Source organism: Chromobacterium haemolyticum (assembly GCF_002081825.1).
Lineage (GTDB): Bacteria > Pseudomonadota > Gammaproteobacteria > Burkholderiales > Chromobacteriaceae > Chromobacterium > Chromobacterium fluminis.
Window position 1 is genome coordinate 44968 of the sequence record NZ_MUKU01000036.1, and the last position, 7292, is coordinate 52259.

Below are 7292 nucleotides of genomic sequence, written 5' to 3' on the forward strand. Positions count from 1 at the left end.
ATCATAATACAGCTTCTTAGGGATGGCATTGACTCGGCCTGAGGCTTAGCGACGGAAAGATCGGTCAAGAGCGACTGCAGGGAGGAAATGGCCTTGACCCCTCATTCATCCTCATATCCTACCGTCTGCATCGCCAATGCAATCGACACCCTGCGCCCCATCATTCAGCGCGCGCCAACCGCGCCCGAAAAAACGCGGATAACCAAGTCGCTCTTCCCGCAGCAGGATCAGGCGGTCTTCTGGCGACCATTGGACAAACTAATCATATCCGAGCAGCCAATAGAAGGATTCCAGTGGCTCGGCGCCTTCCTTGGCGCCTCTCACGCGCAAAACATCAGCCCCAAACACCCCAGCGGCAACCTCTTTCGAGACGTGGTGCTCGACTCTGCATTGCAGGCCGCCATCGTGCAGTGGAGCGGCGCGGCGCGCTGCATCCAGCTCATCGTGCACACCACGACCCAAGAGCTGTGGCCTATGGTGCAGTTTCTGCGACAGCAGCTGAAACTAACCGTGTTGCTTCCTGAAAGCTGTTCCGATCAGGCCTTTAGGGATCGCCTGGATTCCAAATCCGGCTTTCGCCAATTCGCCTCGGATCATGGCTTCAGCGTCGGCAGAGCCAGAATCGCCAACGGCCGGTGTTGCGCTACGCGCGCAGAAGCCGCCATCGCCATTGCCGATCTGCTGGCGACGGACAGGCCGGCGATTGCCAAACCGGACCGCGGCGAGGCCAGCGTTGGCCTGAATGTGTTCCAACCCGGCACTAGCGGGTCCATCCTGCGCGATACGCTGGGCGCCAATTCTTATTTTGGCGACGAACCCATTGTCATTGAGGAATACATACAAGGCGACGAACTTACTTTTCCCTCGGTGGAATACTTTGTTCCCATGGAGAGCGGCCAAGCGCCCTATCTGACTTATGCCTGCTCCATGCTATTCAGCGACATGCTGGAGCTATGCGGCAACTTCGTGTCTCCTGAACACCGCCATACTCCTTGGCACGAGCCGCTGTGCAATGCCGGCCTCCGCCTTGCGCAAGCGATGCAAGACGCCGGTTTCGTCGGTTATTTCGATATCGATGCGGTCGCCCTGCCCAATGGGGACAGCATCATGCTGGACCTGAACCCACGCCGCACCGGCGCAACGCATGTGCACGAGTTTGCCTCGGCCACGCTGGGCGCAGGCTACCAGCGCACCCACACGGTTGGCGCCATCGATTTATACGGACAGCGCCCAGTTCAATTCGAAGAAGTTCTCTCCAAGCTGGGCTCATCTATTCGCAGCCCGCTGACCGCAACCGCAGCTTGCATGCCCTGCGAGCTCACCGGACTTCAAGAAGGCCGCATCAGTCTCATGCTTTGGGGTCCCACTGCCGAATCGGTCTTGTCTTTGCAACAAACCGCTCAGAAAGCGCTGCAACCACTGGGTTTTCCACTCGACGGCACGTAGCGTTTCAGCTACGGCAGTCATCGTGCAAGGACTCACGACGCGCAGCCGACTTTGAACGAGCCCCAAGCTCGGCAAGGCGCGCGATCACGACAATACATTAGAAGGAAATTCTCATGGCTGCTTATCAAGTCTGTGGCCTGCCACTGCTATCTCCTTTGATTGTCGGTTCTGGTCCCATCACCGACAACGAGCGCAATATCCGGCGCTTCCTGCGCGCCGGCGCGGGCGCCGTCGTCACCAAGACCATTCACCCCAAGCCGCCCAAAGACAACGATGAAAAAGTGATTGCCATTCCAAGCGGCTGGTTGAATAGCACGACTTATTCCCAGCGCCCCGTCGGCGGCTGGATGGCCATACTCTCCCGCCTGGCAGCGGATAATGCGCCAGTCATGGCTTCCATCCATGCCGACTCGCCTGGCGAACTCGCGTCATTGGCCGCGGCGATTGCGACAACCGGTTGCCGGGCTCTGGAGCTGGGCATTTCCTGTCTTAACGAGGCCGAGAAGTTCATGGACACCCCCAAGCGGGTTTTCGACTATGCGCTAGCGGTAAAAAGAGCCGTCAACCTGCCCTTCAGCGTAAAACTAGGCATCAGCAGCACGCTGCGGCAGCGCGTCGACGCCGCCATTAGCGCGGGGGCGCATGCGATTACCTTGAGCGACACGATTCTTGGACTCGTCGTGGATCCCCGCACATCGCAAATCCGCCTGGGAGGCGCATACGGTTACTCGGGGCCAGGCATCCGCCCACTGGTGCAAGCTGCCATCTACGAGTTGCGTAGAACCGGAGTCTCGATACCCATCTTTGGGTCGGGCGGCGTGATGTCGTCAAGCGACGCCATCGAGTACTTATGCATAGGCGCGAATGCGGTCCAGATTTACTCTGTGCTGCAGACCAAAAACCATTCTGTCGCGCAAATATCGGCAGGCATCACCAAGCTGTTGGCCGAACGGCAGATCCCACTCTCTCAATTGATAGGCAGCAGCTTGTATTTGGAGGAGCAGACATGCTGACTAACGCTCGCCACTTGGCAGACCTGACCAGCGCTGAACTCCCGGTCATGGTGAAACATTCCACCGTGGTCTGGGGGGTGGGCAGCATAGAACAACATGGGCCACACCTGCCTTTATCCGTCGATCTAGACATCGCGGCGGCTCTCTGCGAGGCCGTCGCCGCGCGCCTTGACAATGCTTACCTTGCTCCGGCGCAGACTTTTGGCGCCCGGTCATTGCCACAAAGCGGCGGCGGCCTGTTCTATCCGGGAACGCTGTACCTGACCGGCGCCACCCTCATCGACTATCTGCAGGAACTCATCAGCGGCCTGGCCCAACTGGAGTGCGCGCATCTGCTGATAATCAATGGGCACTACGAGAACGAGGCTTTCCTATTCGAGGCGATAGACCACTGTCGTCAGGCTGGCCAGTTAACACATACCCGAGTTTCCGCCTTCAGTTGGTGGAGCCTGGTGCAGACTGATTGGATCAGCCAACACATTGGCCCCCGTTTCCCCGGCTGGCATGCCGAACATGCCGGGCTGACAGAAACGAGCCTGATGCTGTATCTGCGTCCCGATGTCGTCAGGGTAGAACGGCCCGTCCATGACACCCCTCCGCTCTCCGGCCTCTACTCCCACCCCGCGGACCCTGATTTGACCAGCAACAACGGGGTCTTGTCTTCCACTCTGGGCTCCTCAATGGAGCTGGGCAAAGCCTTGTTCGAGCACGTGGTAGAGCAAGTGCTCGAGCACGCAAGCCATCAAACGGCATAACCATGGAGACTGTGATGAACCACTCGATAGCACCGCATATTCCACCCGCCAGGATGGAGGACGTTTCTGTCTTCGTTGGCGGGCCCATACAACATGCGCTGAAAAAAGAGGGAATGACGACGGAAGCGGCATCGCCGATCAAGGCCGTCCATGACGTCATTCATGGGATGAGGCTGCACTTGCTTTCCGCTCACCTTGCCGAGCGCTTTGGACAAGATAGCCACAACTACTCGCCCACCGAGGTGGTGCTGCGCGACTATGACTGGATGCTGCAATGTTCGCTCTTCATCGCCATCTTGCCTTGCGACAGTCAGAGCCAACTGATCCGGACCGATGGCACCCATATCGAGCTTGGCTGGGCCTCCTCCCTCAAGAAACCGATATTGGTTCTTGCCCAGTCACACAGCCATGCCCAGCTGTCCCATCTCGTCAAAGGGCTGGCATGCGTCAGCCAAGTCAAGATCCTTGACCTGGGCAGCGTCTTGCAAAAACCGCAAATCCTGCAGCAGGCGATCCAGGCACAACTTCCGCCGGCAGGTCAGGACATTGGCCCCAGCCACTTGATGAAAAATCCCGCCCGGTGAGCGAAACGGCCGGCCAGGTTTTTCCTTCATTGCCATCGGAGGCGACCCTACCATGCGTCTACATCAATTAGTCAAGGACATGCAGTTCGATGATCCACTCTGGCAGGAGCGCCACACCATTACCCGGCCAGAACAGCTGCGGGAGGTGCTGGATGAGATCTTGCGCCCGTCGGCGCTGGACGACATGATTGCCGGCCTGCAAAAAGCATCGATGTCGGTTCGCATCAATCCCTATCTGCTCGATCTGATTAATTGGCAAGATATGGAGCATGATCCTATCCGTCGGCAGTTTCTACCCCTCGCCTCGGAAATGACGGCATCACACCCCTTGCAGTCGCTTGACGCCTTGGACGAAACAGCAGACTCACCGGTGGAAGGCTTGGTCCATCGTTATCCGGACCGGGCCTTGTTGCTGGTGACGGATCGCTGTCCGGTTTACTGTCGCTTCTGCACCCGTAGCTACAGCGTCGGCGTTGATACCAGTTCAGTCATCAAGGTGCGCGCCCAATCCATATCGCATCGATGGCAGTCTATCCTGTCTCATCTGCGCATGACGCCGGGCATTGTGGATGTCGTCGTATCGGGAGGAGATTGCGCTCGGCTCAAAGCCAGCCAAATACTAGAAATAGGACGAGGCCTCATCGCGATCCCATCCATTCGGCGCATCCGCTTCGCTTCAAAAGGGCTCTCGGTATTGCCAATGAAGATCACCCGGGATGATGCCTGGACCGATGCCTTGACCGTGGTAAGCGATGAAGGCAGGCGCCAAGGCGTGGAGGTCTCCCTGCAGACCCACTTCAATCACCCTATTGAAATCACGCCTTCCGTGTTGTCCGCGGCCAATCTGCTGTTTGCCAAAGGCGTGATGGTGCGAAATCAATCCGTTCTTCTGCGCGGAGTCAATGACAATGCAAACGTGCTTGGTCGTCTCATCAAACACCTGGGGGACTTGCACATCCATCCATATTATGTGTACCTATGCGACCCGGCTCCCGGCATTGAGGACATGCGAGTCGACTTGGCAACGGCCTGCCGGCTGGAAAAAGCAGTGAGGGGCGTGACTGCGGGTTACAATATGCCCGCATTTGTCATCGACGCTCCCGGCGGTGGCGGCAAGCGCCTTATCCATAGTTACGAGCGCTATGATCGTTACTCGGGCCTATCCACCTTTACCGCTCCTGCGGTCAAAGCCGGCCGCCTCTTCCTGTATCCGGACCCGCTGCACGCGCTCAGCCCGGATGCGCGTCGGGATTGGCTCGATCCGCAACGGGCGCAAGCGATGGTGGCCGAGATGCAGCGCCAAAGTGCTTAACCGCACAGCCAATGCCCAGTCTCCCTCCCTCGTCAGCCCGCCATTTGCGGCGATACCTGCTTTTGCAGCGGCGCTTGCTCAAGGGCTCGCTGCCGGTGATCAGCTTCTACCTGGCCGAAGTGGCGATGACGCTTACCGACGCGGCCTTCGTCGGCCACCTCGGCGCGACGGAACTGGCGGCGATCGGCCTTTCCATCGGCGCGCTGTTTCCATTGATATTTGGCGGCATGGCCTTGGTCTCGACCGGGTGCATCTTCGTTTCCGAGGCCCATGCGCGCAGTGATCATGCCGGCGCCCAGGCGGCGCTCGATCTCAGCCTATGGACCTGCCTCGCCCTGTCCCCAGCGCTGATCGCCGCCGCCTTGCTGCTGCCGGCGGCGTTCCGCCTGGCCGACCAGGACCCGGCCGTGGTCGCCTTGTGCGCGCAATACCTTGCCATCGTCGGCTGGAGCATTCCTGCCATGCTGGGTTTCAGCGTCTACCGCGCCTACGTTTCGGCGCTGGACGCGAATCGGGTGATCTTTTTCGTCAGCCTGGGCGGCGTGCTGCTGAATGCCGCGCTCAATTATGTGCTGGTGTTCGGCGCGCTCGGCCTGCCCGCCCTTGGGCTGGCCGGCGCGGCGGTGGGAACCGCCTTGTCCAACTGGGCGATGGTGTTCGCCATCGCTCGCCACTGCCGGCATCGACTCGGCTACCGCTTTCGCTGGCGCTCGCTCTCGGGACTGGACGGACAAACCTGCCGCGAGCTGCTCCGCATCGGCCTACCCTCCTTCGCTGTTGGCTTGTTCGAAAGCAGCTTGTTCGGCGTGGTGACGCTGCTGGCGGGCTACTTCGGCGTCGCCTTCATGGCCGCCACCACCATAGCCATCTACGTGGGCGATCTTTTCATCATCCTGGCGTTGGGAATAGGCGACTTGCTGACCGTGCAACTGGCCGCCAAGGCGGCGCGCGGCGATGTGCGCGGCGGCCGCCGGCTGGCCTGGAGCGCCCTGCTCTTAATCAGCGCGCTGACCGCGCCCCTGGCCGCGCTTTGCTGGTGGCTGCCGGACTGGATCGCCGGCATCTTCATCGACACCGCCAAGGCCGAGGCGGCCGAGGTGTTGCGATACGCCCAAATCCTGCTGGGCATACTTGCCTGGTTCTTGCTGGCGGATGCCGCTCAAATCATCTTGTCGCGCAGTCTGAAAGGCATGCGCGACACATTGGCGCCAATGTGGATCGCCAGCATCGGCTATTGGCTGATAGGCATAGGCGGCGGCTGGATGCTGGCCACCCAGGGCGGGCTGGGTGGCGTCGGCCTCTGGTATGGGCTGGCCGCGGGGCTTAGCCTGGCGGCGCTTGCGCTGGCGTGTCGGCTAGGCGCATGGACTCCGCCCAAGGCCTTATCCGCGCGTAGATAAAGGCGGCGCGCAAACATCCGCGCTTATTGATCTTTCTGCGGCGCATTCATTTCCCGCGGCCATTGGGAGAAGGCCATAAACCAAAGCGCGACGATGCCGAAGAAGGGAAACGCGAACAGTAGGCCGGCCCATCTCGAATACCCCATCCTCGACATCACGATCCCGGACAGCACCACCGACAAAATCGTGATCGCCGCGATCAAGAGCAGAATGATCCCGATGATCGCCATCACTTGGCGCCTTCAAACGCCGGCCATTTCGACCTGGCCAGAATCCACAGCGCCGCCAGCATGCCAAGCACCGGCACGAGCACCAGCAGCGCATAATAAGGCGGTAAGCCGACCCGCTTGAAGATGCGCCACAAGGGATAAGCCGTCACCAGAACGGCGATGACCAGGTTCACCAGAAATTCCACCAAACGCCTCCTCAAAAGCATGCCGCCGTCGGATCAAGGGCGGCATTTTAGCACGCTCGGCCGGCAGCCATTTCAGGCCATGCCGCGCCAAAATCACGATCTTGCTGCCCCCTCCGCCTAGACGGCGGGCGGCTTGAAGCGCCCGCGTGGATGGCTGCCGCCCAAAAAATACCCCGCTGGCGCGGTAATGCCGTTCACTTAAGCAAGTGAACGGCATTTTTCATGGTGCGAATCTTGCTCATACTTCGCTCATGTTGACTCACTCATTTCCGTCCCTATGGTTGGCAAGGCTCACAAACACCCTGATTTCTCTGCTCTTTCTCAGAAAATTGATCCTCAATGGATCGTCCACGCCCTTGCAGTGACC

8 protein-coding genes are annotated in these 7292 nt (G+C 59.7%); 6 read left to right on the plus strand and 2 right to left on the minus strand.

Annotated elements, in window-relative coordinates:
• Positions 1-87: 87 nt before the first annotated feature.
• The 6 genes from B0T39_RS20185 (at position 88) to B0T39_RS20210 (ending at position 6510) form a co-directional block, all read left to right on the plus strand.
• Complete coding sequence (locus B0T39_RS20185) at positions 88-1446, plus strand: hypothetical protein (RefSeq protein ID WP_081549792.1); 1359 nt, start codon at positions 88-90, stop codon at positions 1444-1446.
• Between the two features lie 113 nt (positions 1447-1559).
• On the plus strand, positions 1560-2459 hold the full coding sequence (locus B0T39_RS20190; RefSeq protein WP_081549794.1) for a hypothetical protein: 900 nt from the start codon (positions 1560-1562) through the stop codon (positions 2457-2459).
• On the plus strand, positions 2453-3214 hold the full coding sequence (locus B0T39_RS20195) for a creatininase family protein (RefSeq protein WP_081549796.1): 762 nt from the start codon (positions 2453-2455) through the stop codon (positions 3212-3214). The genes B0T39_RS20190 and B0T39_RS20195 overlap by 7 nt, the downstream gene beginning before the upstream one ends.
• Positions 3215-3228: 14 nt before the next feature.
• Positions 3229-3798 (plus strand): hypothetical protein, encoded by a 570-nt coding sequence (locus B0T39_RS20200; protein ID WP_141111322.1) that lies wholly within the window; start codon positions 3229-3231, stop codon positions 3796-3798.
• Between the two features lie 52 nt (positions 3799-3850).
• Positions 3851-5110, plus strand: a complete 1260-nt coding sequence (locus tag B0T39_RS20205; RefSeq protein WP_081549800.1) for a KamA family radical SAM protein — start codon at positions 3851-3853, stop codon at positions 5108-5110.
• An 11-nt stretch (positions 5111-5121) separates the two neighbouring features.
• Entirely contained in the window at positions 5122-6510 is a 1389-nt protein-coding gene (locus tag B0T39_RS20210) for an MATE family efflux transporter (protein WP_081549802.1), read from the plus strand.
• A 23-nt stretch (positions 6511-6533) separates the two neighbouring features.
• Here the strand turns inward: B0T39_RS20210 and B0T39_RS20215 are convergent, their stop codons facing one another.
• Positions 6534-6740, minus strand: coding sequence for a hypothetical protein (locus B0T39_RS20215; RefSeq protein WP_081549804.1), 207 nt, complete (start codon positions 6738-6740; stop codon positions 6534-6536).
• On the minus strand, positions 6740-6925 hold the full coding sequence (locus tag B0T39_RS20220) for a hypothetical protein (protein WP_254894613.1): 186 nt from the start codon (positions 6923-6925) through the stop codon (positions 6740-6742). The genes B0T39_RS20215 and B0T39_RS20220 overlap by 1 nt, the downstream gene beginning before the upstream one ends.
• Between the last annotated feature and the right edge of the window lie 367 nt (positions 6926-7292).